Annotated in this window: 1 protein-coding gene; it reads right to left on the minus strand. The window is 55.9% G+C overall.

The window, feature by feature from the left end:
• Nucleotides 1-215 (minus strand): DNA-packaging protein FI (gene gpFI, locus HTZ82_RS06120; RefSeq protein WP_217623726.1); only part of this gene is annotated, 215 nt, incomplete at its 3' end.
• Nucleotides 216-236: the final 21 nt, after the last annotated feature.

A 236-nucleotide genomic window follows, 5' to 3' on the forward strand; every position in this document is an offset into this window, starting at 1 on the left:
GGCTGCGCTGATCCCACCTCATTTTCATGTCCGGTCAGCACATTTTCCCGGCTGAGAGGGGTGTCCTGACCGGCAGTTTCATCCGTGTCATCAAGCTCCTCTTTCAGCTCTGCCACACGGAGCGCCAGTTCTTCTTTCGTCCCCGTCAGGCTGACATCACGGTTCAGTTGTTCACCCAGCGAGCGGAGACGGGCAATCAGTTCATCTTTCGTCATGGACTCCTCCACAGAGAAACA

This window comes from Streptomyces sp. TRM64462, from assembly GCF_013362995.1.
Classification (GTDB): domain Bacteria; phylum Actinomycetota; class Actinomycetes; order Streptomycetales; family Streptomycetaceae; genus Streptomyces.